The organism is Streptomyces viridifaciens (assembly GCF_001888885.2).
Lineage (GTDB): Bacteria > Actinomycetota > Actinomycetes > Streptomycetales > Streptomycetaceae > Kitasatospora > Kitasatospora aureofaciens.
On sequence record NZ_CP090841.1, the window covers coordinates 6,593,989 to 6,619,373 of the forward strand.

The following is a 25,385-nucleotide window of genomic DNA, read 5'->3' on the forward strand; positions in this document are numbered from 1 at the left end:
GTCGCGCCCCGCGAGCCGGCCGCCCCCGTCGGGGGCGGCCGGCCGGCGGCCGCCCGCCGGACAACGAGAGGACATCCGATGACCACGGCGACGCCCACGCCCCGCACCCGGGAGCAGGCCGGCCCCGCCGCCGGACCCGGCCGCCCGTCGGCCCTGTGGCCGACCATGCGCGCGGTCTGGCTGCGCGAGCTGCTGCTCTTCCGCCGCTACTGGCCCGCCATCACCTTCGGCTCGCTGATCGAGCCGCTCGTCTACATGACCGGCTTCGGCCTGGGCTTCAGCCGGCTGATCGACTCCGTCCAGGGCCACCCCTACCCGCAGTTCGTCGGCGTCGGCATGGTGGTCACCTCGGTGCTCTTCGCCTCGGCCTTCGCCGGGATGTTCGAGAGCTTCAACCGCCGCAAGTACCAGAAGATCTACGACGCCGTCCTGTGCCAGCCCGTCGACGTCTGGGAACTGGTCACCGCCGAGGGCTCCTGGATCGCCGTCAAGTCCTCCGTGTACGGCACCGCGCCCCTGCTGGTCACCCTCGCCATCGGCCTCCCGCCGACGCCGGAACTGCTGCTGGTGCCGCTGGTGGCGCTGGTCTCCGGCTTCGCCTTCGCCCTGCTCGGAATGTGGGTGTCCTGCCTGGTGCCGGCCATCGACTGGCTGCGGCTCGTGGTCTCCGGCGTCCTGACCCCGCTGGTGATGGCCGCGGGCGTGTTCTTCCCGCTGGACGGCCTGCCCGGCTGGGTCCACGCCGTCGCCGCCGTCAACCCGATCTACCACTGCACCCAGACGGTCCGGCACGCCGCCTTCGGGACGCTGGGCGCGGCGGACGCGCTGCACGGAGCCGTGCTGGCCGGATTCGCCGCCCTCGCCTGGTACCTGGCCGTCCGCGGGATGCGTCGGCGACTCATCGACTGAACCGGGGAAAGAGCGCGCGGGAGCGCGCCACACACCCCCCGACCGACCCGGGGCCCGGTCTTCCGCCGGGCACCGCGCAGACCAAGGAGAACCACGTCCATGACGGACACCACCCGACCGGGCGCGAGCGAGCGGCCGCCGGTCCGCACCGCGAGCCCGCGCCGTTTCCTGATGTGCCGGCCCAGTCACTTCGGCGTCAGCTACTCCATCAATCCCTGGATGCACCCGGAGAAGCCGGTCGACGGCGAGCGCGCGCTCGCCCAGTGGACCCGGCTGCGCGACCTCTACCGCGAACTCGGCCACACCGTCGAGGAGATCGACCCGCTGCCCGGCCTGCCCGACATGGTCTTCGCGGCCAACGGCGCCACCGTGATCGACGGGAAGGTGCTGGGCGCGCGCTTCCGCCACGCCGAGCGCACCGCCGAGGGCCCGGCCTACCTCTCCTGGTTCCGCGACCAGGGCTACTCCGAGCTCCTGTGGCCCGAGCACATCAACGAGGGCGAGGGCGACTACCTGCTGGTCGGCCGCCGTCTGCTGGCCGGCACCGGTTTCCGCACCGACCCGAGGTCGCACGCGGAGGCCCAGGAGTTCTTCGGCGTCCCGGTGACCGGCCTGACCCTGGTGAACCCGGAGTTCTACCACCTGGACACCGCCCTCGCCGTCCTGTCCGACGACGAGGTCATGTACTACCCGGCGGCCTTCACCCCCGGAAGCCGCGCGGTGCTGCGCGAACTCTTCCCGGACGCCATCCTGGCCACCGACGAGGACGCCGCGGTCTTCGGCCTCAACGCGCTCTCCGACGGCCGGCACGTGCTGCTGCCGGAATCGGCCACCCACCTGATCGGCGAGCTGCGCCGGCGCGGCTTCGAGCCGATCGGCGTGGACCTCACCGAGCTGCTCAAGGCGGGCGGCAGCGTCAAGTGCTGCACCCTGGAGCTGCGCGGCCACTGACCGCCCCGGCCCCACCCAACCGAGAGAGGACCGACCCGATGACGAACCCCTTCGACGACCCGGACGCCGACTACCTGGTCCTGGTCAACGACGAGGGCCAGCACTCCCTGTGGCCCGCCTTCGCCCCGGCCCCCGCCGGCTGGCAGCCCACCTTCGGCCCGGCCGGACGGCAGGACTGCGTCGACCACATCGAGACCACCTGGACCGACATCCGCCCCAACAGCCTGGCGGAGGCCACCACCCGGCGGCCCGCCCTCGGCTGACCACAGCCGGCGAATCCGGCCGCCGGGTCATGGTTCGCCGCCGCGACTCGAAGGGGAACATCCGTTTCATGACCTCCCTGCTGCTCTCCCGCCGCGACCTCGACTTCCTGCTGTACGAATGGCTGGACGTCCCGTCCCTCACCGCGCGGCCGCGGTACGCCGACCACTCGCGGGAGACCTTCGACGCCGCCCTCGACCTCAGCGAGCAGGTGGCCACCCGGCACTTCGCGCCGCACAACAAGCGGAACGACGCCGAGGAGCCGCGCTTCGACGGCGAACGGGTCCACCTGATCCCGGAGGTCGGCGAGGCGCTGTCGGTCTTCGCCGGGACCGGCCTGCTCGGCAGCGCCATGGACTACGAGGTCGGCGGCGCCCAGCTGCCCTCCGTCGTGGCCAGCGCCTGCTTCGCCTGGTTCCAGGCCGCCAACCCGGGCACCGCGGCGTACCCCTTCCTGACCGCGGGCAACGCCAACCTGCTGCTGGCGCACGGCAGTCCCGAACAGATCGACACCTACGTCCGGCCGATGGTGGAGGGCCGGTTCTTCGGCACCATGTGCCTGTCGGAGCCGCAGGCCGGCTCCTCGCTCGCCGACCTCCGTACGCGGGCCGAGCCCCAGGACGACGGCACGTACCGGCTGTTCGGCAACAAGATGTGGATCTCCGGCGGCGAGCACGAGCTGTCCGAGAACATCGTCCACCTGGTGCTGGCCCGGATCCCCGGCGGCCCGCCCGGGGTGAAGGGCCTGTCGCTGTTCATCGTGCCCAAGGTCCTGGTCGGCGCCGACGGCTCGCTCGGCGAGCGCAACGACGTCGTCCTGGCCGGGCTCAACCACAAGATGGGCTTCCGGGGCACCACCAACACCCTGCTCAACTTCGGCGAGGGCGTGCACCGGCCGGGCGGCGAGCCAGGCGCCGTCGGACACCTGGTCGGCGAACCGCACCGCGGCCTGGCGTACATGTTCCACATGATGAACGAGGCCCGGATCGGCGTCGGCCTCGGCGCCACCGCGCTGGGCTGCACCGGCTACCTGCACGCCCTCGACTACGCCCGCGCCCGCCCCCAGGGCCGCCCGATCGGCGCCAAGGACCCGGACTCCCCGCAGGTGCCGATCATCGCCCACACCGACGTACGCCGCATGCTACTCGCCCAGAAGTCCTACACCGAGGGGGCGTTGGCCCTGGTCCTGTACTGCGGCCGGCTCCTCGACGAGGAACGCACCGGCGCCTCGCCCGAGGACCGCGCCCGCGCCGAGCTGCTGCTGGACGTCCTCACCCCGATCGCCAAGAGCTGGCCCTCCCAGTGGTGCCTGGAGGCCAACAGCCTCGCCATCCAGGTGCACGGCGGCTACGGCTACACCCGCGAGTACAACGTCGAGCAGTTCTACCGCGACAACCGGCTCAACCCCATCCACGAAGGCACCCACGGCATCCACGGCCTGGACCTGCTCGGCCGCAAGGTCGTCATGGACGGCGGCGCCGGGCTGCGCCTGCTCGTCGAGACCATCTCGGCGACCACCGCCCGTGCCAAGGCCGCTGGCCGCGAGGCCGCCGACTATGCGGCACAGCTCGACGAGGCCGTGCAGCGCACCGTCTCGGTCACCGAGCGGCTGTGGGGAACCGGCGACCCGGAAACGGCGCTGGCCAACGCCACCGTCTACCTCGAAGCGGTCGGCCACACCGTCGTCGCCTGGCTCTGGCTGGAACAGTTCCTCGCCGCCGAAGCCGGCAGCGAGCCCTTCCACGACGGCAAGCGGCACGCCTGCCGGTTCTTCTTCCGCCACGAACTCCCCAGGACCGGGCCCCAGTTCGACCTCCTGGAGAGCCTGGACCGGACCGCCGTGGAGATCCCCGACGACGCCTTCTGACTCGGCTACGAGCTACGCCCGGTCCAGGGCGAAGGCGACCTGCCGCTCGCTGGGCCGCCCCTGACCGGGCAACCGCTGCCGTGACGCGGCGGATCGGTGCACGGTTCCGGGGCCTCCGCTCCCTAAGCTGGCCCGGTGTACCGGGTGGCCCCCCTCTCCGCCGCCCGGCGACCCCGGCGAGAGGTGGGACCGGCAGCATGACGACGGCCGTGGTGGTCGGCAGCGGGCCGAACGGGCTCGCCGCCGCGATCCGCCTCGCCCAGGAGGGCGTGCGGGTACGGGTGCTGGAGGCGCGGGAGACCATCGGCGGCGGCACCCGGTCCGGCGAGCGGACGCTGCCGGGGCTGATCCACGACGACTGCTCCGCCTTCCACCCCACCGGCGTCGCCTCGCCGTTCCTGCGCTCCCTGGGCCTGGAGGAGTACGGGCTGCGCTGGCTCCGGGCCGGGGCGGAGCTGGCCCACCCCCTGGACTCGGGTGCCGCCGGGGTGCTGTGGCGCGACGTGGACCGGACGGCCGCGCAGCTGCCGCCGGCGGACGGCCGGACGTGGCGGCGGGTGTTCGGACGGCTGGCGAGCAACTTCGACCGGCTCGCGGACGACGTCCTCGGCCCCCTCCTGCACGTGCCCGCCGCGCCGCTCGCCCTGGCCGAGTTCGGCGCCCAGGCCGTGCTGCCCGCCCCGTGGACCGCACGGCAGTGGAGCGGCGAGCAGGCCCGGGCGCTGTTCGGCGGGGCGGCGGCCCACGCGTTCGGCTCGCTCGGCGGGCCGTTCGGCAGCGCCATCGGCCTGATGCTGGTCGCCGTCGGCCACGCCCACGGGTGGCCGGTGGCGCAGGGCGGCTCGCAGGCGGTCACCACCGCGATGGCGCGGCTGCTGCAGCGGCTCGGCGGCACCGTCGAGACCGGGGTGGAGGTCCTCCACCTCGACCAGCTCGACCGGCCCGATCTCGTCCTGCTGGACACCGGCCCGCACGCCGCTGTCCGGATCCTGGGCGACCGCCTGCCGCCCCGGACCGCCCGGGCCTACCGCCGGTACCGGTACGGCCCCGCGGCCTTCAAGGTGGACCTGGCGGTCGAGGGCGGCATCCCGTGGACCAACGAGCACTGCCGGGCGGCGGGCACCGTCCACCTCGGCGGCACCTTCGAGGAGGTCGTCGCCGCCGAGGAGGCGACCTCCCGCGGCCGGATGCCCCGCCGCCCCTTCGTGCTGGTCGGCCAGCAGTACCTGGCCGACCCGTCCCGCTCGGCCGGGGACCTCCACCCCGTCTACGCCTACGCCCACGTCCCGCACGGCTACCGGGGCGACGCGACCGAGCCGGTCCTGGACCAGATCGAGCGCTTCGCCCCCGGCTTCCGGCCGCGGATCCGCGCCCGGTACGTCCGCACGGCGGCCCGGCTGCACTCGGACAACCCCAACCACGTCGGCGGCGACATCACGGGCGGCGCCAACACCGCCCGCCAACTCCTCCTGCGCCCCCGCCCCACCCGCGACCCCTACGCCACCGGAATCCCCGGCGTCTACCTCTGCTCCGCCGCCACCCCACCGGGCGCCGGAGTGCACGGCATGGCCGGCTTCCACGCGGCGCAGTCGGCCCTGAGGCACCTGGCGCGGCGATGAACCCGCCGGCGCGGGGGTCGCTCCACGTGCACCCGGCTACCCGAGGGGCGCCTGCGGCAGGGTGCTGGGGCAGAGGCGGCGCGGCTGCTTGTCGCCCTTGAGCTTGGCGTCCACGCAGCCGCCGGGGAGTGCGGCGGGGCCGTAGGTGCTGGTGCCGAAGTTGGCGGTGACCTGGAGCACGCCGTTGCCGAAGCCGGTCTGCTGCACCTGGTGGTCCGCGGTCAGGTAGCGGAAGTCGGTCATCGGCTGGGTCCCGGCGGCCTGGTGCAGGGGCGCGAAGTACTGCTGGAGTGCGGCGAGTTGCTTGCCGTCGGCGTCGAGCGTCGGGCCGTTGAGCGTCAGGTTCAGCGGGGTGTTCTGCAGGATCGCCTGCAACGCCCGGGTGGTCTCCAGCGCGGGGAACTTGGTGTAGGACAGCTCCCACCGGTCGAGGTTGACCTGGGCGTCGTGCAACGCGGTCTCCAGCAGGGGGATCCGGTACGTCGGGTCGAACACGGCCTTGGTCAGGTCGTCCGGCAGGGTGACCGGCTTGAAGAAGACGCCCGGTGCGGCGGCCGGCGCGTAGCCGCCCCAGACCTCCCTGTTCTTCTCCAGTGGCCACAGTCCGTCCGCCGGCGGGGTCAGCGAGCCGTGGCTGAAGTCGATGACCGGGCCGGCCCAGCTGTGCGCGGACTCGGAGCCGAGCACCAGCTTGTCCGGGCCGGACAGTTGGCGCATCCGGGCGATCCGGTTGGCCTTGTCCTGCTGCTGGTTCATCGGGTGGTCGGGGCTGTAGTCGTCGTACAGCTCGCCGGCCGCGTCCACGTCCAGGAAGTAGCTGTTCGCCCCGTTGGCGGTCATCTGCGTGGTGCGCTGGGCGAGGAACTCGCCGTGCTGTGCGAATGCCTGGGAACTGAGGTAACAGCCGCGATCGTGGAAGCCCGCGAGCACGGAGCCGTCCTGCTGGTGGATGCAGTAGCCCGGGTAGACCGGCGCCGGCCAGGCGGAGGTGGGGGCATCGGCGGTGGCCGGGTCCTGCCCGTTGGCGAACGAGTCGTACGGGCCGACCAGGTAGCCCGCCCGCTTCGCGGCGGCCACCGCCTGGGCGTCCATCGGGTGGTCGTCGGCGTCGTAGCCGAGCCAGAGCCGGGACAGGCCGAGCGCCTGCATCTGCTGGACGCCCTGCGCGGTGCGGGCGCTGCCCCAGGTGTAGGCGTGGAAGGCGCCGAGCAGCTTGCCGACCTCGGGGTTGGCGGCCATCTTGGCGCTCAGCGTGACCAGTTGGCCTTCGTCGCTGAGCCAGCGGCGGTAGTCCTGAGCCGGGGCGACGGGGGAGGGCGCGGTGAGCGCGAAGGTGACCGTGTAGTCCCGGGTGCCCGCCTGCTGGGAGAACGTGTGCACGGCGGTGCCGCGCAGACGGCCGTCCTGGGAGCTGAGGCCCAGTGAGGTGCCGACCGGCTGCGGCACCAGGTAGCTGACGCCTGCTCCGGCCAGCGTGTAGCCCCACAGCGGCATGCTCAGGTCGGTTTCGAGGCCGTAGCCGGCGCCGGCCACTCCGGTCCGGGTCGAGTTCCAGAACGGGTCGGCAACCGGAACGCCCAGCCCCTCGCCGCGCGGCAGTTGCAGCTGGGTGGCGGACGGGTCGGTGCCGGTGACCGGCCAGGACAGCGAGGCGCCGTCCTGCTCGCTGTGCACGGTGACCTGCAGCCGACCGCGCACCGCGGCGGCCGTGACGCTCAGGCCCTGCGCCGGCAGCGTCCAACTCGCGGCGCCGCCCTTGACGGTGATCGGGCCGGGTGCGCCCAGCGGCTGCGCCGCAGGTGCGGAGAGGGTCAGGGTCCGGTGGTCGCGGCCCCGCGCGGTGATGGCCAGCGAGTCGGTCCGCAGCTGTGCGACGCCGCCGTTCACCGGGATGTCCAGGACGTTGCCGTGCAGCCGGATCGAGAGGTCGGCAGGCGCCGGGGCGGCCGGGCGGGTCGTCGCGCCTTGGGCGGCCGAGCAGGTCGCGCTGACGAGGGTGGCGGTGCTCACCAGCGCGATCGCCGCCACCGTCGCGCGGCGGTGGCGGGCACGTCGCGGGCGTTGCGGGGAAGGCTGCGGAGTCGGGTTCGTGGTCGTCATGCTGTGGAAGGGTGTCGGCAGGTCATAAGAAGACTTCTTATGAATCGTCAGCGGCGCTGCGCCCCACGCCACAGTCAGCGCGCCGACCACCCCGGCGGCCGGGTTCAGCCGGGCAGCGCCAGCCGGAACAGCGAGCCGCCGCCCGGGGCGTTCTCGGCGGTGAGGGTGGCGCCGTGGGCGCGGGCGATCTGCCGGGCCATCGCGAGTCCCAGACCGGAGCCGGGCAGCGCGCGGGCCGCCGAGGCGCGGTAGAAGCGGTCGAAGACGTACGGCAGGTCCTCCGGCGTGATGCCGGGGCCGTGGTCGCGCACGGTCAGTTCCAGGCCGGCCGTGAGGCGCACCTCGACCGTGCCGCCCGCAGGGCTGAACTTGGCCGCGTTGTCCAGCAGGTTGGACAGCAGCCGGGCGAGCCGGGCCGGCACCCCCGGGACGGTGCGCTCCCCGGCCGTGTCCACCAGGGTGAAGCCGATCGCGGGCCAGTGCTCGCGGGCGGCGTCCACGCTGTGCGCGACCAGTGGGCCGACCCGGACCTCTTCGAGCAGCGGCTGCGGCTCCTCGTCGCGGGCCAGCTCGATCAGGTCGTTGACCATGCCGGTCACCTCGCGCAGCTGGCGGCCCAGCGCGGCGGCCGCCCGCTCGCGCTGGCCGTCGGTCAACCGGTCCGCGCGGGCCAGGAGTTCGGCGTTGGTACGGAGCGCCGTGAGCGGGGTGCGCAGTTCGTGCGAGGCGTCCGCGACCAGTCGGCGCTGGGCGGCCACGGACTGTTCCAGCTCGCCGAGCATGGTGTTGAAGCTGCCCGCGAGTCTGGTCAGTTCGTCCTCCCGGCGGCCGGGCGGCAGCTCGATGCGCAGGCCGGCGTCGCGGGTGTCGGCGATCCGTTCGGCGGTCCTGGTCAGCCGGGTGACCGGGGCGAGTCCGGTGCGGGCGACCGTGTGGCCGAGCGCGGCGGCCAGCAGCACCCCGGCCGCGGCGACGGCCGCCATCAGCTCGCCGGCCTGCCGTACGCCCTCCTGTGCGGTGTCGGCGCGCAGCGCCACCTGGACGGCCTGCCGGATGCCGGCGGGGGTGGTGGTCATCGGGGTGGTGAGCATCCGGGCCGGGTGGCCGCCGATGGTGAGGTCGGTGAACCGGCCGCCGCGCTCGCGGGCCGCGACCTGGCGGGTGGCGGCCGTGACCGGCAACAGGTACGGCTGGGCCGGGTCCTTGGCAGGGTCGGCGGGCACGATCTGGGCGCACGCGGGAGCGGCCAGGTAGCCGCACTCGCCGTAGACCACCTGGGGTCCCTGGCCGCGGTGCTGCTGCTGGACCAGGGTTGCCTGCTGGACGAGGTGCAGGTCGAGCTGGTGCTCGAGCTCGTAGCGGACGACGGTGAAGGCCGCCGCGCTGACGCCGACGGCGACCAGCGCGACCGCGGCCGTGCAGGCCAGCGCCAGCCGGGTGCGCAGCGGACGGCGCCGGCGCCAGCGGGCGTGCGCCGTCACCGCTCCGCCAGCCGGTAGCCCACCCCGTGCACGGTGTGCACCAGCCGTGGCCCGCCGCCGGCCTCCAGCTTTCGGCGCAGGTAACCGATATACACCGCCAGCGAGTTGGAGTCGGGGCCGAAGTCCGATCCCCATACCCGTTCCATGATCACTTCGCGCGGCAGGACCTGGCCGGGGTGGCGCAGCAGGACCTCCAGCAGGGCGAACTCGGTGCGCGAGAAGTCCAGTGGGCGGCCGCCGCGGCTGCCGGTGCGGGTGATCGGGTCGGCCACGAGGTCGGCGTACCGGTACTCGGCCTCCTCGACGGCCGGTGCGCTGCGGCGCAGCAGGGCGCGCAGCCGGGCGGTCAGCTCGTCCAGTGCGAAGGGCTTCACCAGGTAGTCGTCGGCGCCCGCGTCCAGGCCGTCGACCCGCTCGCTCACCGAGTCGCGGGCGGTCAGCACCAGGATCGGGATCCGGTCGCCCAGGGCCCGCAGCCGGCGGCAGACCGCCAGGCCGTCGAGCGCAGGCATCATCAGGTCGAGCACCATGGCGTCGGGCTGCCAGCGGGCCACCTCGCCGAGCGCCGCCAGCCCGTCGGCGGCGCCGCGCACCTGGTAGCCCTCGACCGCCAGCCCGTCCTCGACGGCGGCGCGCACCTCCGGGTCGTCGTCCACGACCAGCACCTTCTGCCCGTTGCTCATGCGGGTAACCCTCTCAAACCGACTCTGAGAACTCTCTTACATCGGCTCGCCGGGCTGCCGGGCAGGCGGACGGAACACGGGGACCGGCCCCTCTCCGTGGCGTCCGAGCCGCCGCCCCCACCGCCCCGGTGCCCGCTGCTCCGGCGCCGTCGGGCACCAGGGCAGCGGGCACCGGGGCCGGGGCGACGGGGTCACCCCGGGCCCGGCGGGTGCTCACCGCGCGGGCACGCCGGTGCTACCGCGCCGCCGCCGCCCGCCCGGCGGCCGGGAGGGCATCCTCCGGGTCCCGCCCCGGCAGGGCCCGCAGGATCGCCTCGACGCTCTGCCCGGCGTCGCCGAAGAGCATGCCGGTGTTGTCCCGGAAGAACAGCGGGTTCTGCACCCCCGCGTAGCCGGAGGCCATCGAGCGCTTGAAGACGATCACCTGCTCGGCCTCCCACACCCGCAGGACCGGCATCCCGGCGATCGGGCTGGCCGGGTCGTCGGTGGCGGCCGGATTGACGGTGTCGTTGGCGCCGATGACGAGGACGACCGAGGTCGCGTCGAAGTCGTCGTTGATCTCGTCCATCTCCAGGACGATGTCGTAGGGCACCTTCGCCTCGGCGAGCAGCACGTTCATGTGCCCGGGCAGGCGCCCGGCGACGGGGTGCACCCCGAAGCGGACCTCGACCCCGCGCTCGCGCAGCCGCTGCGTCAACTCGGCCACCGGGTGCTGGGCCTGGGCCACGGCCATGCCGTAGCCGGGGGTGATCACCACTGACCGGGCCCGGTCGAGCAGCCCGGCGACCTCCTCGGCGTGGACCTCGCGGTGCTCGCCCTGTTCCCCGCCCCCACCGGACGGGCCCTCGATGCCGAAACCACCGGCGATCACGGACAGGAAGGAGCGGTTCATGGCCTTGCACATGATGTACGAGAGGTAGGCGCCGGAGGAGCCGACCAGCGCCCCGGTGACGATGAGCAGGTTGTTGTCGAGCAGGAACCCCGAGGCGGCCGCGGCCCAGCCCGAGTAGCTGTTCAGCATGGAGACGACCACGGGCATGTCGCCGCCGCCGATCGAGGCGACCAGGTGCCAGCCCAGGGCGAGCGCCAGCAGGGTGACCGCGACCATCGGGACCGGGCCCGGGCCGGCCGTGAACCAGACCGTCAGCCCCAGGAAGGCGGCCAGCGCGCCGAGGTTGAGGGCGTTCTTCCCGGGCAGCGTCAGCGGACGCGAGGCGATCCGGGCGGACAGCTTCAGGAAGGCCACGACGGAGCCGGTGAAGGTGACCGCGCCGATGAAGACGCCGATGAAGACCTCGGCGTGGTGGATGCCGAGCAGGTCACCGGCGATCCGGGTCTGGCCGGACCCGTGGGACTCGACCTCCAGATAGCTGTTCCAGCCGACCAGGACGGCGGCGAGACCGACGAAGCTGTGCAGGACGGCGATCAGCTCGGGCATCTGGGTCATCTCAACCCGCCGCGCCCGCCACAGCCCGGCCGCACCGCCGATCGCCATCGCGACCACGATCAGCGCGACCGCGCCGGCGGTGACGCTCTGCGCCGCCACCACGACGGTGGCGACCAGCGCGAGGGCCATGCCGGCGATGCCGTAGACGACACCGGCCCGCGAGGTCCGGTGCTGGGAGAGCCCGGCGAGGCTGAGGATGAACAGCAGCGCGGCGACCAGGTCCGCGGCGTGCGAGGCCGTCGTGGAAGTCATCGGGCTCAACGCCTTTCGGGGGAGGTCGAGAACATCGACAGCATGCGGCGGGTGACGGCGAAGCCGCCGAAGATGTTCACGCTGGTCAGCAGCACGGCGACGAAGGACAGCAGGGTGACGACGCGGCTCTCGTGACCGATCTGCAGCAGGGCCCCGATCACCACGATTCCGGAGATCGCGTTGGTCACCGACATCAGCGGGGTGTGCAGGGCGTGGTGCACCTTGCCGATGACGTAGTAGCCGATGACCACGGCGAGGGCGAACACCGTGAGGTTCTGGGCGAGTTGGGCCGGTGCGACGGCGGTCAGCAGGAAGGCCGCGAGCATCCCCGCGCCGATCAGGCCGAAGCGCGCCGCGGGGCCGAGGCGGGGCCGTCCCGGTTCCACGGCAGTGGATGCCGGCGCGGCGGGTTGCGCGGCCGGAGCGGCCGACACCGCCACGGGCGGCGGCGGCCAGGTGATCTCGCCGTCGCGGACGACCGTCACGGCCCGCTGGACCACGTCGTCGAAGTCGAGGGCCAACCGGCCGTCCCGGCCGGGCGTCAGCAGCTTCAACAGGTTGACCAGGTTGGTGCCGAACAACTGCGAGGCCTGGGCGGGTAGTCGGGCCGCCAGGTCGGTGTACCCGATGATGGTGACGCCGTTGTCGGTGACCACAGTCCGGCCCGCCACGGTGCCCTCGACGTTCCCGCCCTGCGCGGCGGCCATGTCCACGATGACGCTGCCGGGCCGCATCGCCGCCACGTCCTCGGCCGTGACCAGCCGCGGGGCCGGGCGGCCGGGGATCAGCGCGGTCGTGACGATGATGTCCACGTCCTTCGCCTGCTCGTGGTACAGCGCCGCGGCGGCGCGGTCGTACTCGGCGGACGTCGCCTTGGCGTACCCGTCGGTGCTCGCCTCCTGGGCGACTTCCACGGCCAGGTACTCGCCGCCCAACGACCTTACCTGGTCGGCCACTTCGGGCCGGGGGTCGGTCGCTCGGACGATCGCACCCAGGCTGGACGCGGCGCCGATGGCGGCCAGGCCGGCCACGCCCGCGCCCGCCACGAGGACCTTCGCCGGCGGGACCTTGCCCGCGGCGGTGACCTGGCCGGTGAAGAAGCGCCCGAACACGTGGGCCGCCTCGATCACCGCCCGGTACCCGGCGATGTTGGCCATCGAGCTGAGCACGTCCATCGACTGCGCCCGGGAGATCCGCGGGACGGCGTCCAGCGCCAGCGCGGTGACGCCGTGGGCGGAGAGCGCCTTGAGCAGCTCGGGATGCTGTGCGGGCGCGATCAGGCCGACCAGGGTGGCGCCCTCGCGCAGCCGGGCGATCTCGCCGTCCGTCGGGGCGTTGATCTTCAGGACCACCTCCGCCGCCCAGGCGTCGCCGATGCGCGCCCCGGCCTCGGTGTAGGCGGCGTCGGTGAAGCCCGAGGCGGCACCGGCCTCCGGCTCGACGACGACGTCGTAGCCGAGACCGAGCAACTGCCGCACCGTCGCCGGTGTCGCCGCGACGCGGGCGTCCCCGCTGGACGACTCGGCGACCACGCCGATGGACTGGGGTGGGGGCTGGGTCGGGACAAGTGCAGACATGTCTGGTGTCTCCCTCGTCGAAGAGCGCTGCTGACCGGGGGGATGGGCGGCCGGGGGAGGATCCCCGGCCGTCGGTCGAAGGAACGTACTCCTACCCGGTTTGCGAACCGATGGCGCGAACCAGTGACGAGCCTCACTCACTCGCACGGAGGATGGCCGGATGTGACCGGGCGCCCGCCGCCTCCCGGGGGGGCGTCCCCTCCGGATCCCGAGGGCCCGGCGACGGCCCTCGGTGGGGCTGCTCAGGTGACCGGCCGGGCTCCGGGGCTCGGCGGGCGACAGCAGTCACGCGTCGGTGCCTCTGGCGGCCGTTGCGGCCGTTGCGGCCGCTCGTCCGAACCGTTCGGTGTCGGCGAGGCAGAAAGCGGTGGCACGGGCTGCGTCGGTGAGGCAGATCCGGCGCCGGTCGGGGACGACGGTGGCGAGCACCGGCATGGACAGTGCATGGGCGAGGCCGGTCGCGGCTCCGGCCGGGGCGCCCCGTGGGCCCAGACGCGGGGTGAGGGCTGCCCGGGCCAGGTGGCGCACGCCGAGGACGCCGGCGGTCGCGCAGGTCACGGTGTCGGGAGGCCGGCCGGCCAGGACGGTGCAGACGTAGGACGGACGGACGAGCAGCAGCGATCCCCAGGCGGCTCGAACGCCCAGGAGTACTCGGTGCTCGATCACCGGCGGTTCCTGGCGAACGCCACTGAGACGCCCGCCGCCAGCAGCCCGCCGGCCACGGCGCAGACGGTCCCGGTGTGCTGGGAGGCCCAGAGCTGGAAGCTGCGGGAGTGGGACCGCTCGTCGAACTCGCCGTGCGCCCCGTGGTCGGTGCCGTCGGCGCCGTCCACGGGGTGCCACAGGTTGTTCGGCCGTCCCGGGGTGACACTGTCGCCGGTCTGCTGGGAGTCGTAGCCGGTGCGGGCGAGGTAGCGGTCCAGGAGCGGGGCGGCTGCCTTCTGCGCGAGGATGGTGGCGGCCGTGCTCGCGCCCACCCAGTACTGCTTGCGCCGAGGGTGGTCCGCCGCGTACGCCACGGCCCGGGCGCACACCTCGGGCTGGTAGATGGGCGGCACGGGCTGCGGGTGGCGCGGCAGCCGGGACAGCACCCAGGAGAACTGCGGGGTGTTGGCCGCCGGCATCTGGACGACGGTGACGCGGACCTCGCTCCCCTCGTGCAGCAGCTCGCAGCGCACCGATTCGGTGAACCCGTTGACGGCGTGCTTCGCGCCGCAGTACGCGGACTGCAGCGGAATGGCGCGGGCGCCCAGCGCGGAGCCGACCTGGACGATCGTGCCCCGGTTGCGCGGCTTCATCCGCTCCAGGGCGGCCATCGTGCCGTAAACGAAGCCCAGGTACGTCACCTCGGTGACCCGCCGGAACTCCTCCGGCCGGATCTCGTCGAAGGGCGCGAACACGGAGGTGAAGGCGACGTTGATCCACACGTCGATCGCGCCGAACCGCTCCTCCGCCCGGTCCGCGGCGTCGGACACCGCCTGGTGGTCGGCGACGTCCGTCGGCAGGGCCAGGGCGGTGCCGCCGGCCCGTTCGACCTCCGCGGCGGCCGCCTCCAGCCCCGCGCTGCCCCGGGCGAGCAACACCACGTTCGCGCCCCGGCGGCCGAACAGCCGTGCCGTGGCACGGCCGATGCCGGCACTCGCGCCGGTGATCACCACCGTCTGGGTCATGTCACTCCGATCGTCCACGTAGCGTGCGGCCGCGCTCCGGCCGGGGCCGCGAGCGGGCCGCGTGCCGACCACAGCGCTGCGGCGCCGGCTCAGGGGCCGGCGGCAGTTGTCGACGACATGCGTGTGTCCGCACGGGCGGGGCCGAAACGGGCGACCATCCGATCGGGCGGTTGGCGGCACGCGGCGGACCGGGCGTTCCGGCTCCGCCCCGGGCCGCCCGCGAGCTGTGCGGCACGATCGGCCGGGTGGCCGGGGGAGTCCCGGAATCAGAGTTTGAACATCGCGGTGTACGGGTGGGTGATGCGTTCCTGCCGTGATCCGAAGTCGACGAGGACCGCGACGTCGCCGTCGCCCTCGACGCCGATGACCCGGCCGAGGCCGTACCCGTCATGGGTGACCCGGTCACCGACGGTGAAGTGCTTGGGCAGTGCCTCCGGCCGGGGCTTGAAGGGGCTGGTGGGCAGGGGGCGGCGACTTGCTGCAAATTTCGTCATCCCGGCCAGTATGCGCCTGGAAGCCCGGCCGCGGGGCTCCCCGGCGCGTACGAGTTCGGGACCGGGGGTGAAAGCTCCCGACGCGGCGGGCCGCGGCCTGCTACAGTCGACCTAGTTGCAGTAGTGGTTCCCATGAACTTTGTGTGCGCCTGCTGATGTTTTGCAGGCGCATTTTTTGTTCCCCGGCTCTTCCCCGGTGGGCGCTCCATGCGGTGACTCGAGGCCCGCGCCGTGCGTGCTTCGGACAGTCCCTTGAAGGAGATTTTTAATGGCTAATGGCACTGTGAAGTGGTTCAACTCGGAGAAGGGCTTCGGCTTCATCGAGCAGGAGGGTGGCGGCCCCGACGTCTTCGCCCACTACTCGAACATCAACGCCAACGGCTTCCGTGAGCTGCTCGAGGGCCAGAAGGTCGAGTTCGACGTCACGCAGGGCCAGAAGGGCCCGCAGGCCGAGAACATTCGCCCGCTGTAGTTCTTCTGCCACGGCACCCGCCTAGCAGCGAGGGGCCCGTACCGCGCGCAAGTGCCCGGTGCGGGCCCCTCGGTCATCGCGCCACGGCGCGTCCCTCCGGTCGTTCAGGCCGCTGACTCCGCCACCGGCGGCCATCCCCACGCGAGACGCACAGCGCCGCGTCCGGATCGGCGCCCTGCCGTGACAGCTCACGGTTGTAGGTTCTCCGCTCCCGTCGCCGCGGTGAGCGCCCACCACGGGTGACGTGCCGAACGGTTCCACCGTCCATGCTCCGCCCGTCACACTCCGGCCCGTTCCCTTGCGGTCTCCGTCGGCGCCCCGCGCCGCGGAGTATTCCTCGTGGCGTGCCGTCCCGAGGAAGGTCCTCCGCATGGCCAGCTCCAGTCGCTCCTCCTACCACTCCCACCGCGACACCGACTTCCGCTCCGCGGCCGGTTCCCGCTCCGGTGGCGGCTCTTTCCACGGTGACCGGCCTGCCGGAGGGCGACGCCCCTCCGGCCGGACCCGGGGCTCCTCCGCACAGGGCGAGTTCGCGATGCCGGTGAGCACCACCCCGGAGCTGCCGGCCGTCGAGTCCTTCGACGAACTGGACATGCCGAAGGCGCTGCTGTCGGTGCTGACCGGCCAGGGCGTCACCGAGCCGTTCCCGATCCAGGCCGCGACGCTGCCGAACTCGCTGGCCGGCCGCGATCTCCTCGGACGGGGCCGGACCGGCTCCGGCAAGACCATCGCGTTCGGCCTCGCCGTGCTGGCGCGCACCGCCGGGCAGAGGGCCGAGCCGGGGTACCCGCTGGCCGTCGTGCTGGTTCCCACCCGCGAGCTCGCGCAGCAGGTCACCGAGGCCCTCACCCCCTACGCCCGGGCCGTGCGCCTGCGGATGGTGACCGTGGTGGGCGGGACGTCGATGAGTCGCCAGGCATGGATGCTGAACCGCGGGGCGGAGATCGTGGTGGCCACGCCGGGCCGGCTCAGGGACCTGGTCCAGCGTGGTGACTGCCGGCTGGACCGGGTCGGCATCACGGTGCTCGACGAGGCCGACCAGATGACCGACATGGGCTTCCTGCCGCAGGTCACCGAGCTCCTCGACCAGGTTGCCGAAGGCGGCCAGACCATGCTGTTCTCCGCCACCCTGGACCGCAACGTCGACCGCCTGGTGCGGCGCTTCCTCAAGGACCCGGTCGCGCACTCGGTGGACCCGTCCGCGGGAGCGGTCAGCACCATGGAGCACCACGTGCTGCACGTGCAGAACTTCGACAAGGACGCCACGATCGCCCACATCGCGTCCCGCGACGGCAGGGTGATCATGTTCATCGACACCAAGCACGGCGCCGACCGTCTGGTGGACGACCTGCTCGCGAACGGGGTGAAGGCCGCGGCCCTGCACGGCGGCAAGTCCCAGCCTCAGCGCACCCGCACCCTGGAGCAGTTCCGCACCGGCCAGGTGACCGCGTTGATCGCGACCAACGTCGCCGCCCGCGGCATCCACGTCGACGGGCTCGACCTCGTCGTCAACGTGGACCCGCCGGGCGACCACACGGACTACCTCCACCGGGGCGGCCGCACCGCCCGGGCCGGCGAGTCCGGCACCGTCGTCACGCTGGTGCTGCCCAACCAGCGCCGCGGGATGGCCCGCGTGATGGCAACGGCCGGCATCACACCCGTCACCACCAGGGTCAGCGCCGGTGACGAGGAGCTGGCCCGCATCACTGGCGCCCGCGTGCCCACCGGCATCCCCACGGTGATTCCCGACCCCGTCGTCGAGCGGCCGCGCCGCAGCCCGTCCACGAGCCGCGGCGGCCGCAGCCGCCCCGCCGACGCGGCCGGTGACGCCCGGGCCGCCTACGGCCGCGACGGCCAGGGTTCCTCCGGCCGCCGCCGGACGCCCGGACGCGCCGCCGCCCGCGTCGCGTAGCACCGGGAGCGGGCCCGGCTCGCGGCGCGGACCGGCGGCGGGTCCGCGCCCCGCCGCCGGCGCTGCCCCGAGGGGGCCGCCGACCGTCGCGACGCCGTCTCAGGCGGGCAGTGCCCACTTCTGGTTGGCGCCGCCGGTGCAGTCCCAGATCTGCACCTGGGTGCCCGCGGTGGTGGACCACCCGGGGTCGTCCAGGCACTTGCCGGACTGCGGGTTGTACAGCGAGCCGTCGGAGCGCGGGATCCAGACCTGGGAGCCGGTGTTGTTGCAGGTGTAGAGGTCCACCGCTGTGCCGTTCGCGGTGCCGGCCGCGTACACGTCCAGGCACTTGCCCAGCACGTGCAGCGTGCTGCCGGCCTGGACGACCGTCCACTGCTGGGCGGGTGTGCCGTTGCAGGTGTAGATCTGCACCGGGTTGTAGTCGGCGGTGGAGGCGGCGCGGTCGTCCAGGCAGAGGCCGCCGTAGCCGGTGATCGCCGAACCGCCACCGCTGCCGCCGCCGGTGGTGGTGTACGCCGCGACGGAGGCGACGCTCATCGTGGCCCCGGAGGTGGTGGCGGCCGTCGGGGTGGTGCACCCGCAGACGCCGTTGGGGAAGCCGCCGCCGATGGCCAGGTCGAGGATGACGGACAGCGGGTGGTCGAAGGCCTGCTGCCAGACGGCGGTGCCGACCTGGCTCTCCGTCACGGTGAAGTACGCTGCGCCGTCGAGGTACCAGGTGATCGACTCGGCGGCGGTGTTGGTGCGGTCCAGGACCATCGCGTAGTCGTGGTAGCCGCTCTGGCAGCCCGGGCAGGCGCGCAGGCCGCTGCCGATCCCGTTGCCCTCGTTGCACACGCCGCCGGGAGAGGTGCCGCAGTGGACGGTACCGGCCACCTGCGAGCGGGCGTTGACGTCCTCCATGATGTCGATCTCGCCGTTCTCGGGCCACTGCCCCGGGCCCAGCATCCAGAACGCGGGCCAGTACCCCAGCCCGCCGGCGGGGGCGGGCTGCATGATCGAGGCGGTGACCTCCAGCTTGCCGCCGGCCGGCGCGCCGGCGACCGCGCTCGGCGTCCGGATCCGGCCCGAGGTCCAGGAGCCGCCGCTGCCGAGGGCGGTGATGTCCAGGTGGCCGTTGCCGTCGAGGTGGACGTTGGCGGTCGAGTCGGTCATGGTCTCGATCTCGCCGGTCCCGAAGTTCGAGCCCGGGCCGGTGTCGTAGGTCCAGTTCGCGCCGGACGGTCGTGCGCCTGCGGGGCCGGAGAAGTCGTCGCTGAACACGGTCGTCCACCCCGGTGGCGGCCCGGCGGCGGCTACCGGGGCGGTCGCCGCGGTGGTGGCGGCGGTGGCGGTGGCGGGCGCCTGGCCGATCAGCGCGACGAGCATGCCGAGGGTGGCCAGGACCGCGAGTCGGCGGCCGGGCCGGGTGAGCTGGCGAGCGCGTCGGCCGGTGCGGCGGCGCGCGGGGTCACGGGTCATCTGCGGCTCCCAACGGAAGGGGCGCGGATCCGGCCCGCGAGGTGGGGTGGGGGCCGGGTCCGCGGAGCGGGGGCTTCGGTCCGGCGGATCTGCCGGACGGGCTCTGGAGTCGTCCCATCGTGTGCTGAGCTGAGGCGCATTCAACTCCTGTACCTGTCAAAGCGTCAAGAGGATGGAAGGGTACTCGGTGTCATCAACTCGTGAAGACCCCGGCTGTTCTCGTTGCCACCCCGCCGCCAAGGGTTGGCGGGCCCTGCCGGACCCTCGCCTGACCGGTCACCCGGGTCGGCCCGCAGCAGGGGCGCCGACATGAGCGAGGCCGGGATCGGTGTGAGACTGGGCACGGAAGGGGTGATCCCCGGGTCGGACCCACCGCACGCGTCCGCCGGTCCCGGCACTGTTCGGAGAGGCAAGCGTGCCGAGGAGTTGCCATGGCAACGGCGAGATGGTTCTTCGAGCCAGGTCACACTGCGGCGGAGTTCAGCGCCAGACACATGATGGTCACGTACGTGCGCGGACAGTTCAAGAACGTGCACGGTTTCCTGGAGATCGACCCGGACGACCCGGAGAAGGCCCAGGTGGAGGCGACGATCGACGCGACGCAGGTCTACACCGGGCAGCCCGACCGCGACACCCACCTGCGCAGCGCCGACTTCTTCGACGTCGAGCGCTTTCCGACCTGGACGTTCACCGGGTCCCGCATCCGCCAGGTGAGCGCGAACGACTTCGAGGTGACGGGTGAACTCACCATTCGCGGAGTGACACGCTCCGTGACGTTCGATGTGACGTACCTGGGACAGTGGGACACCCCCTGGTGGGAGGGCGACCGGGATCTCGGTCCACGGCGCCGGGCCGGATTCGTCGCCAGGTCACGCATCAACCGCCACGACTTCGGCGTGAGTTGGAACGATGTGGTCGACCGGGGCGGTGTCGTCGTAAGCGACATGGTCGACGTCACGGTCGACGTCGAGGCGGTCCTGGAGCCCGCCGCGACGGCAGGCTGACCCGCAACGGGGAGAACACAGGCCGAAGAGCCACCAGCCTGTTCGGCGGTCCGTCCGGCCCTCCGCCGGCTTCGGGTGTGCGCACCCCCGGACTGGGTGGCAGCGTGGAGGAGAGACCCGATACGGGGACGGCCTGCATGCACAGAGCGGACAGCCACGCCACCGGGGGCACGGACCCTGGCGGACCGGGGGAACACCGGTACGCCAGCGGGCGGTCAACCTCGAGCCCGGGGGTGCGCAGTGTCGCCGGGCAGGTGTTCCTGTGGCTACTGGTCGTAGTGGTGCTGCTGGTCGGCGCCGGGCTGACGGCGCTCGTCCTGCAGGCCCGCGGCTACGCCACGAGTGACGCCGCGCACCGCACGCGCGCCGCGGCCGTCACCATGGCGCAGGTCCCCACGGTGGTGGACGCTCTGGACAGCTCCCACCCGACCGCGGTGCTGCAGCCGCTGGCTCTGGACATCATGAAGAAGGGCGGCTTCGACTACGTCGTGATCGCCGGCCCCGACGGGACGCGATACGCGCAGACCGCGCAGCCCGAGCTGATCGGGAAGCACCTCATCGGCCCGTACCAGCAGGCCCTCAAGGGACCGATCACCGTCAGCTTCACCGCGCCCCTCGGACGGGTCGTGGAAAGCAGCGCGCCGGTCACCAGGCCGGACGGCTCGGCCGCCGGCATAGTCCAGGTCGGCTACACCGTCGCGCACGCGAGCAGCGCGGTGAGCAGTCAGCTGCCGGTCCTGTTCGGCGGCGCGGCCGCCGCGCTCGCCGTGGGCACCGGCGGGGCAGTGCTGGTGCGGCGGCGGCTGCGCCGCCAGACCCACGGGCTGGGCCCGGCCGAGATGACGCGGATGTACGAGCAGCACGACGCGGTGCTGCACGCGGTCCGCGAGGGCGTGCTGATCGTCGGCGGGGACGGGCGGGCGCTGCTGGCGAACGACGAGGCCCGGCGGCTGCTGAAGCTGCCGCCCGAGGTGGAGGGGAGGCCGATCGCCGAGCTCGGACTCGATCCGGGGCTGGCGGAGCTGCTGGCGTCCGGGCAGGCCGCCACCGACGAGGTGCATCCGGCCGGGGACCGGCTGCTCGCCGTCAACATCCGCCCAACGGAGCCGTTCGGCGGCGGGCCCGGCAGCGTCGCGACGATCCGGGACACCACCGAGCTGCGGGCACTGGCCGGGCAGGCCGAGGCGGCCCGGGGCCGGCTGCAGCTGCTCTACGACGCCGGGCTGCGGGTCGGCACCACCCTGGACATCGTGCGGACCACCCAGGAACTGGTGGATGTGGCGGTTCCCCGGTTCGCGGACTTCGCCACCGTCGAGCTGGCCGAGGCGGTGCTGCGCGGTGACGAGCCGCTCCCCGGCACGGGCGACGCCGGAGGCCCGCGGATCCGCCGGGTGGCCGCCGCCGGCATCCGCGAGGACCGGCCGTTCTACCCGGTGGGCTCGCAGATCAGCCCGCAGCCCGGCACGCCGGAGGCCACTGCCCTGGGGAGCGGGCGTGCCGCGCTGGTGGCCGACCTGTGTCAGGCGCACGCCTGGCGGGCACGCGACCCGCAGACCGCCGACCGGATCCTGGCGTACGGGGTCCACTCGCTGATCTCCACGCCGTTGAAAGCGCGCGGGCGGGCCCTGGGCACGGTCAGCTTCTGGCGCGCGGGGCAGTCGGAGCCGTTCGGGCCGGAGGACGTCGCCTTCGCCGAGGAGCTGATCGCCCGCGCGGTGATCTGCGTCGACAACGCCCGCCGCTACACCCGCGAGCGCCGGATGGCCGAGGCACTGCAGCGCAGCCTGCTGCCCCGAGGACTGCCCGAGCAGAGCGCCCTGGAGGCGGCCTACCGCTACCTGCCGGCACTGCACAGGGTCGGCGGCGACTGGTTCGACGTCATCCCGCTGCCCGGCTTCCGGGTGGCGCTGGTCGTCGGCGACGTCGTCGGTCACGGCCTGCACGCCGCCGCCACCATGGGCCGACTGCGCACAGCCGTCCTCAACTTCGCCACCCTCGACCTGCCCCCGGACGAGTTGCTCGCCCGTCTCGACGAACTGGTCGCCCGGCTCGACCAGGGCGAGGCGGGAGAAGGCGACGTCGAGGGCCAGGACGAGGGCGAGGGCGAGCTGACGGTCACGGGCGCCACCTGCCTGTACGCGATCTACGACCCGGTCTCCGGGCACTGCACCATGGCGCGGGCGGGTCACCCACCGCCCACACTGGTGCACGTCGACGGCAGCGTGGAATTCGTCGACCTGCCCGCCGGGCCACCCCTCGGCGTGGGCGGCCTGCCCTTCGAAACCACCGAACTCCAGCTGGCACCCGGCGCCGTCCTGGTCCTCTACACCGACGGACTCGTCACCAGTCGCGACCGCGACCTGGAGAACGGACTCGCCACGCTGCGCCGTTCCCTGGCGAACGCCCACGCGGACGCCTCCCCGGAGGACCTCTGCCGGGCCGTGTTCGACGCGCTCGCCCCGCCCCGTCCGAGCGACGACATCGCACTCCTCGTCGCACGCACGCAACTGCTCGCGCCCGACCAGGTGGCCACCTGGGACGTACCCGACGACTTCGCCGCCGTCTCCCTCATCCGCAACGCGTGCAACGACCAGCTCACCGCCTGGGACCTGGAGGAACTGACCTTCACCACCGAGCTGATCCTCAGCGAACTGGTCACCAACGCCATCCGCTACGGCACCGGGCCCATCCGCGTCCGGATGCTGCGCGACACCAGCCTGGTCTGCGAGGTCTCCGACGGCAGCAGCACCGCGCCGCACCTGCGCTACGCGGACACCACGGACGAGGGCGGACGGGGCCTGTTCCTGGTGGCCCAGCTGGCCGAACGATGGGGAACCAGGTACACGGCACGCGGCAAGGTCATCTGGGCGGAGCAACCACTGACCGCACCGGAATACCAGTTCGAGGCGATGCTGTTGTGACCCCGGGTGCGGGGAGTTGCTCCCGCCGCGCCCCTGCCGGTGCCGGAACGGGCGTTGCACACCTCGCGGCGGATCGCCCCGGGAGACCCGAGTGAGCCCAGGGGCGGGTGACTCGATCCCGTGTACGGGTGGCGAACGTGCTGGCCAGTCCCACAATTTGCGGGTTTCGGAGCCCTCTGACGCCCGTTCGGCAGGTCCAAACCACGCTAGCTTGGCGCCATGGATATCACGACGACCCAAACAACGGTGAAGTTCGACGTCAAGGTGGTCGCGGCCGCCTCGACCACGGTGGTGCTCTGGGCCTCCGCCTTCGTCGCGATCCGGGACGCGGGCGGCGCGTTCGGCCCGGGAGCGCTGGCGCTGGGCCGGCTGCTGACCGGCGCGCTGGCGCTGCTGGCCCTGTTGCTGGTGCGCGGCGAGGGGCTGCCGCCGCGCGCCGCCTGGCCCGGGATCCTGACCTCCGGGGTGCTCTGGTTCGGGCTCTACATGGTCGCGCTCAACTGGGGTGAGGAGAAGGTCGACGCGGGCACCGCCGCGATGGTGGTCAACATCGGCCCGGTGCTGATCGCGCTGCTCGGCGGCTGGCTGCTCAAGGAGGGCTTCCCGCGCAGCCTGCTGGCGGGCATGGCCGTCTCGTTCGCCGGCGCGATCGTGGTCGGCGCCTCGACGTCCGGGGGCGGTGGCAGTTCGGTCCTCGGCATCGTGCTGTGCGTGCTGGCGGCGGCGGCCTACGCCTCGGGCGTGGTGAGCCAGAAGCCCGCCCTGCGGCACGCCTCGCCGCTGCAGACGACCGCGTTCGGCTGCCTGGTCGGCGCGGTGGCCTGCCTGCCGTTCAGCCCGCAGCTGGTGGACCAGGTCGGGCACGCGCCACTGCGGGCCGTCCTGGACATGGTCTACCTCGGCCTGTTCCCGACCGCGCTGGCCTTCACCACCTGGGCCTACGCGCTCTCCCGCACGACCGCGGGCAAGATGGGCGCCACCACGTACGCGGTGCCGGCCCTGGTGGTCCTGATGTCCTGGGCCGTCCTCGGCGAGGTGCCCGGCTGGCTGACGCTGCTCGGCGGCGTGCTCTGCCTGGGCGGTGTGGCGGTCTCCCGGCGCCGTTGACGATGCCGCACACCGGTCGCGCGGGGTGGGGCTCCCGCGCGGCGCAGGGCAGGTCCGTCCCGTGCCGGAGCGCGGGGCGGCGCTACAGCACCAGGGTGGTCTCGCTGCGGCCCAGCAGGTAGCCCAGGTGCAGCCGGTTCTTGGCGCCCAGGCCGTCCTTGATGGCGGCGACGTGCGCCTGCAGCGAGCGCTCGCTGATGCCCAGCCGGCGGGCGATCACCTTGTCCGAGTGTCCCTCCACCAGTAGCCGCCGGATCGACTCGCGGATCGCCGGCACCACCTCGGGTGCGGCCTGGGCGGCGTGGATGGGGACGAACGGGAACGGCTCGGCGCGGTCCCAGGAGCGCTCGAAGACGTCGCTGAGGAAGCGCACCACGGACGGCTCGGTGATCATCGAGGCCACCGTGCGGTCGTCGTTGGCGGAGATGAACGCGGTGCTGCGGTCGATCACGATCAGCCGGTCGAAGAACTCGGCCAGGGTGCGCACCTGGACGCCGTGGTCGGTCACCATGCGGACGTAGTTCTTGGTGGCCTCGTCGAACCGCGTGGTGTGCTGGTAGAGGGTGCGCATGGCCACCCCGCCGGCGATCTGACGGCGCACCGACTCCAGCGCCTCGTCGAGCACCGCGCCGGGCCTGGGGCCGTCCGGCTGGGCGGTGAGGATCTCCCGCTCGGCGTCCTCCAGGGCGGTCTGGATGGTCCGGTTGATCTCCGGCAGCCCGTGCAGGTGCACCACCCCCGGCGTGCCGGGCTCCCCGGCCACCGCCGCCGGGCTCTCCTTCTCCTCGGTCTGCTGCTTGGCCAACTGGGCGAGCGCGAGCTTCAGGGCGGCCTCGACCAGGTTGTCGCTGAGGTTCCGGCCCTGTGCTGTCACCTCGGGCACCAGCGCCCCCCCGGCGTTGCCCTGCGCGTCCGATTTGTCCGATCCTGCTCGCATATAGACCCCTCGGTTAACTGCAATGCGACGACCCGAACCATCCTAGGTCTGGAGCCGTGAACCCAGCCAGGGGAAGGTTGGTTGTGCGGGCGGCGGAACTCCCCGAAGGACAGAGGGAAACCCGCCACGGCACCCGAACTCGACGATTCTGCAAAGAAACTGAGCATCCATCAGATGCTCCGACGCAACGCGCCGAATTCCGGAATTGACGCTCAATCAGCTCTGCCCGGAAAACCTTCCCCGATCAAAGCTTTCACGAA

General features: G+C 73.0%; 20 protein-coding genes. 10 read left to right on the plus strand and 10 right to left on the minus strand.

Features of this window, described 5'->3' with window-relative positions:
- Positions 1-78 precede the first annotated feature (78 nt).
- The 5 genes from BOQ63_RS36670 (at position 79) to BOQ63_RS36690 (ending at position 5,607) form a co-directional block, all read left to right on the plus strand.
- Positions 79-909, plus strand: coding sequence for an ABC transporter permease (locus tag BOQ63_RS36670; protein ID WP_030283663.1), 831 nt, complete (start codon positions 79-81; stop codon positions 907-909).
- 99 nt (positions 910-1,008) lie between these two features.
- On the plus strand, positions 1,009-1,860 hold the full coding sequence (ddaH, locus tag BOQ63_RS36675) for a dimethylargininase (protein ID WP_030283665.1): 852 nt from the start codon (positions 1,009-1,011) through the stop codon (positions 1,858-1,860).
- 38 nt (positions 1,861-1,898) lie between these two features.
- The gene (locus BOQ63_RS36680; RefSeq protein WP_030283667.1) at positions 1,899-2,123 is read left to right on the plus strand and encodes an MbtH family protein; all 225 of its coding nucleotides are present in this window, start codon (positions 1,899-1,901) and stop codon (positions 2,121-2,123) included.
- 68 nt (positions 2,124-2,191) lie between these two features.
- The gene (locus BOQ63_RS36685; RefSeq protein WP_072655711.1) at positions 2,192-3,988 is read left to right on the plus strand and encodes an acyl-CoA dehydrogenase; all 1,797 of its coding nucleotides are present in this window, start codon (positions 2,192-2,194) and stop codon (positions 3,986-3,988) included.
- A gap of 197 nt (positions 3,989-4,185) precedes the next feature.
- Complete coding sequence (locus BOQ63_RS36690; protein ID WP_030550807.1) at positions 4,186-5,607, plus strand: phytoene desaturase family protein; 1,422 nt, start codon at positions 4,186-4,188, stop codon at positions 5,605-5,607.
- A 36-nt stretch (positions 5,608-5,643) separates the two neighbouring features.
- Here the strand turns inward: BOQ63_RS36690 and BOQ63_RS36695 are convergent, their stop codons facing one another.
- The 8 genes from BOQ63_RS36695 to BOQ63_RS36730 form a co-directional block, all read right to left on the minus strand.
- Positions 5,644-7,707: a glycoside hydrolase gene (locus BOQ63_RS36695; protein WP_079183911.1), complete on the minus strand. Its 2,064-nt coding sequence runs from the start codon at positions 7,705-7,707 to the stop codon at positions 5,644-5,646.
- Positions 7,708-7,811: 104 nt separating this feature from the next.
- Positions 7,812-9,188 carry a sensor histidine kinase gene (locus tag BOQ63_RS36700; RefSeq protein WP_072655714.1) on the minus strand — a complete coding sequence of 459 codons (1,377 nt, stop codon included), beginning with the start codon at positions 9,186-9,188 and terminating at the stop codon, positions 7,812-7,814.
- Positions 9,185-9,871: a response regulator transcription factor gene (locus tag BOQ63_RS36705; RefSeq protein ID WP_030283679.1), complete on the minus strand. Its 687-nt coding sequence runs from the start codon at positions 9,869-9,871 to the stop codon at positions 9,185-9,187. Before BOQ63_RS36705 ends, BOQ63_RS36700 begins: the two co-directional genes overlap by 4 nt.
- Positions 9,872-10,106: 235 nt before the next feature.
- The gene (pntB, locus tag BOQ63_RS36710; RefSeq protein ID WP_150476262.1) at positions 10,107-11,570 is read right to left on the minus strand and encodes a Re/Si-specific NAD(P)(+) transhydrogenase subunit beta; all 1,464 of its coding nucleotides are present in this window, start codon (positions 11,568-11,570) and stop codon (positions 10,107-10,109) included.
- 5 nt (positions 11,571-11,575) lie between these two features.
- A complete protein-coding gene (locus BOQ63_RS36715; protein ID WP_030283684.1) occupies positions 11,576-13,147 on the minus strand; it encodes a Re/Si-specific NAD(P)(+) transhydrogenase subunit alpha in 1,572 nt (523 codons plus the stop codon).
- A gap of 285 nt (positions 13,148-13,432) precedes the next feature.
- Positions 13,433-13,813 (minus strand): hypothetical protein, encoded by a 381-nt coding sequence (locus BOQ63_RS36720; protein WP_051746846.1) that lies wholly within the window; start codon positions 13,811-13,813, stop codon positions 13,433-13,435.
- Positions 13,810-14,817 (minus strand): SDR family oxidoreductase, encoded by a 1,008-nt coding sequence (locus BOQ63_RS36725; RefSeq protein ID WP_030283688.1) that lies wholly within the window; start codon positions 14,815-14,817, stop codon positions 13,810-13,812. Before BOQ63_RS36725 ends, BOQ63_RS36720 begins: the two co-directional genes overlap by 4 nt.
- Positions 14,818-15,083: 266 nt before the next feature.
- Entirely contained in the window at positions 15,084-15,311 is a 228-nt protein-coding gene (locus tag BOQ63_RS36730; protein ID WP_030283690.1) for a hypothetical protein, read from the minus strand.
- 268 nt (positions 15,312-15,579) lie between these two features.
- Here BOQ63_RS36730 and BOQ63_RS36735 point away from each other — a divergent pair, with 268 nt between their 5' ends.
- Both BOQ63_RS36735 and BOQ63_RS36740 read left to right on the plus strand, forming a co-directional pair.
- The gene (locus tag BOQ63_RS36735; protein ID WP_045694210.1) at positions 15,580-15,783 is read left to right on the plus strand and encodes a cold-shock protein; all 204 of its coding nucleotides are present in this window, start codon (positions 15,580-15,582) and stop codon (positions 15,781-15,783) included.
- Positions 15,784-16,153: 370 nt separating this feature from the next.
- Complete coding sequence (locus BOQ63_RS36740; RefSeq protein WP_150476263.1) at positions 16,154-17,695, plus strand: DEAD/DEAH box helicase; 1,542 nt, start codon at positions 16,154-16,156, stop codon at positions 17,693-17,695.
- A gap of 99 nt (positions 17,696-17,794) precedes the next feature.
- On the opposite strand, the gene BOQ63_RS36745 is transcribed toward BOQ63_RS36740, so the two are convergent.
- Positions 17,795-19,156 carry a ricin-type beta-trefoil lectin domain protein gene (locus BOQ63_RS36745; protein WP_150476264.1) on the minus strand — a complete coding sequence of 454 codons (1,362 nt, stop codon included), beginning with the start codon at positions 19,154-19,156 and terminating at the stop codon, positions 17,795-17,797.
- Between the two features lie 431 nt (positions 19,157-19,587).
- Here BOQ63_RS36745 and BOQ63_RS36750 point away from each other — a divergent pair, with 431 nt between their 5' ends.
- From BOQ63_RS36750 to BOQ63_RS36760, 3 genes are all read left to right on the plus strand, one after another.
- Positions 19,588-20,160: a YceI family protein gene (locus BOQ63_RS36750; RefSeq protein WP_030557407.1), complete on the plus strand. Its 573-nt coding sequence runs from the start codon at positions 19,588-19,590 to the stop codon at positions 20,158-20,160.
- 137 nt (positions 20,161-20,297) lie between these two features.
- Positions 20,298-23,081, plus strand: coding sequence for a SpoIIE family protein phosphatase (locus BOQ63_RS36755; RefSeq protein WP_079183915.1), 2,784 nt, complete (start codon positions 20,298-20,300; stop codon positions 23,079-23,081).
- Between the two features lie 219 nt (positions 23,082-23,300).
- Positions 23,301-24,188, plus strand: a complete 888-nt coding sequence (locus BOQ63_RS36760) for a DMT family transporter (protein ID WP_030279096.1) — start codon at positions 23,301-23,303, stop codon at positions 24,186-24,188.
- Positions 24,189-24,270: 82 nt separating this feature from the next.
- On the opposite strand, the gene BOQ63_RS36765 is transcribed toward BOQ63_RS36760, so the two are convergent.
- Positions 24,271-25,125 (minus strand): helix-turn-helix transcriptional regulator, encoded by an 855-nt coding sequence (locus BOQ63_RS36765; protein ID WP_050366958.1) that lies wholly within the window; start codon positions 25,123-25,125, stop codon positions 24,271-24,273.
- Positions 25,126-25,385 lie beyond the last annotated feature (260 nt).